Origin of the sequence: Massilia sp. TWP1-3-3 (assembly GCF_049897805.1) — a bacterium.
Classification (GTDB): Bacteria; Pseudomonadota; Gammaproteobacteria; order Burkholderiales; family Burkholderiaceae_D; genus Telluria_A.
Genome location: NZ_JAFCWX010000093.1, coordinates 1 through 2,427 on the forward strand (window position 1 = coordinate 1; position 2,427 = coordinate 2,427).

The 2,427-nt window shown below is 61.6% G+C and carries 1 protein-coding gene and 1 pseudogene; both read left to right on the forward strand.

Going from position 1 to position 2,427, the window contains the following annotated elements:
• Positions 1-126: 126 nt before the first annotated feature.
• Positions 127-1,034 (forward strand): annotated as a pseudogene (locus ACP7D4_RS27865) (tyrosine-type recombinase/integrase).
• Positions 1,031-2,134: an IS91 family transposase gene (locus ACP7D4_RS27870; protein ID WP_426212679.1), complete on the forward strand. Its 1,104-nt coding sequence runs from the start codon at positions 1,031-1,033 to the stop codon at positions 2,132-2,134. The pseudogene ACP7D4_RS27865 and the gene ACP7D4_RS27870 overlap by 4 nt, the downstream one beginning before the upstream one ends.
• Positions 2,135-2,427: the final 293 nt, after the last annotated feature.

The window sequence follows — 2,427 nt, forward strand, 5'->3', positions numbered from 1 at the left end:
GTTGGACGAAGCCGCTACGCGGCAGGAGTGCGATCCTGGCTGATGATCGATCCGGCTGGATGATTCAGAATGTGACCTCGTCCCTCGCCCGAGGGTGTGAATCATACGAAACGAGGTCACATCGCTATGGAAACACATACCGCCGCAAATTTCAAACGCAATTACGAACGCCACCTGCAGCACTTGAAGCTCAAAGGGCTGCAACCGAAGACGATCGCAGCCTACTCGCGCGCCATCCGCCAGGCCGGCGAACGCTTCGCGCACCAGATCGACGACCTGTCGGCGCAGCAGCTCACGGACTATTTCAGCGAGCGTCTAGCCACGCATTCCTGGAGCGCGGTCAAGCTTGACCTGTACGGGCTGCGCTTTTACTACGAGCATGTGCTGGCCAAGCCCTGGCCCGCACCCGGACTGGTCAAGCCTCCACGTAGTCAACGCCTGCCCGACATTGTCACGGTCGAGGAGATGCAGCGCTTGGTCAGCGCGACGCGTGTACTCAGTTACCGCGTGCTCTTTTTTACGCTCTACAGCCTGGGCCTGCGTCTGGGCGAAGGGCTGCGCCTGGAAGTGGGCGACATTGACGGCGCGCGCAGACGGGTGCACATACGAAATGCCAAGGGCAACAAGGACCGTTTTGTACCGTTGCCAAAGGCGACCTACAGTCTTCTACGCGACTACTGGCAGGTGCACCGCAATCCGGTGCTGTTGTTTCCGAGCCGGGCGGGCGGTATCAAGGGTGGCTCGTGCGCCACCACGCCACTCGACCGTGGCGGTGTGGCGGCCACCCTGCATCAGGTGGTTGCCAGTTGCGGCCTAAAAAAAAGATCACGCCCCATTCCCTGCGCCACGCCTTTGCAACCCATCTGATCGAGGCGGGCGTCGACCTGCTTGAAGTACAGAAATACCTTGGCCACGAGTCCATTCTCACCACCGCCCGCTATACCCATCTGACCGAGCAGACCGGGCACAACGCCATTGACCGTATCAACGGGCTGATGGACAGTTTCGCGGTGACCTGGGGGACGGTCAAATGATGCGCCTCGCCTCCGTCATCAATGCCTTCGACACTGACTTGCTGGCGCAGTACGGCAGCAGGCTCAACACCGATCAGCGGCGCGCACTGGCGGCGATGAAACGCTGCCGCAACCAGGCCAGCTTGAAGATGCAGGTCCGTTGCGACGACTGCGAGCACCAGGTCTACGTGCCGCATTCCTGCGGTAACCGCCATTGCCCGCACTGCCAGCATCACGAAAGCGAGCAGTGGCTGGCCCGCCAGCGCGCCAGGCAACTGCCGGCTGAATACTTCCTGCTCACATTTACGCTTCCGGCCGAATTCAGACCTCTGTGGCAGGCGCACCAGAACGTGCTCTACGACTTGCTCATGCGTGCGGCGTGGGACACGGTGCGCACCTTCAGCGAGAACGACAAACAGTTGCGCGGCACACCCGGCGCCATTGCAGTGCTGCACACGCACACGCGCCGGCTCGACTACCATCCGCATGTCCATCTGGTCATGCCGGCGGGCGCTGTTGACGCCGTGCGCAAGCGCTGGAACACCAAGCGCGCCCCCGGGGCCAAAGGGGGCTATTTGTTCAGTCACAAAGCGCTGGCCAAAGTGTTCCGGGCCAAGATCCTCGCCGGCATCGCCCACGCGGGCCTGGCCCTTCCAGTGCGCCACCCGGTGTGCTGGGTCGTCGATTGCAAAAGCGTGGGCAGCGGCGACAAGGCGCTCGTATATCTCGGGCGCTACCTCTACCGGGGTGTCATCGCGGAGAAGAATATCGTCGCCGTGAACGATGGCCAGGTGAGCTTCCGGTACCAGAATGCCAAGACCAGGAAGATGGAAGTGCGCACCATATCTGGTGCGCACTTCCTCTGGCTCGTGCTGCAGCATGTGCTGCCCAAGGGCTTCCGGCGTGCGCGCAATTTCGGCATTCTGCATTCCAACTGCAAGCGCCTGATCGCCTTGCTGCACATCGTGCTCAAATGCCTGCCGCCGCGCAACACCGCCGTGCTCAGGAAACGATCTTCCATCGCGTGTCCATGCTGCGGGGCGGCGATGTCGATCGTGCAAACGCGCCTGCGCAGGCCACCATCGCCGATTGTGGCGAAAGCGGACACGACCACCATGTGAACGCGACGACAAACGGAACGAAAGACGGTTGCAGCTTCCCCCGTGGCTGAGAAATCCGTTCGCCTGAAATAGGGCGAAAACCGTCCAAAACCAGCCTAGCGTCAACGTCAGCCTGCAATTTCGCTCCGGCCCGACCCGCGCCCCGCCAGCGCCACGCAACGGGGCATCAGCATGCCAAACTTCCAAAGACATATTTCCTATAGGCCCGCAACGCGGCTCACGGGCCGGGCTTGTCCAACAAACGGTTCAGATCGAGGCGTCGCTACGCTCGCTCGATCTAACCTTATTCGTTA

Excerpts from the sequence above, each read along its gene's own strand:
- ACP7D4_RS27870 (WP_426212679.1), top strand. The coding sequence starts at position 1,031 with ATGATGCGCCTCGCCTCCGTCATCAATGCCTTCGACACTGACTTGCTG.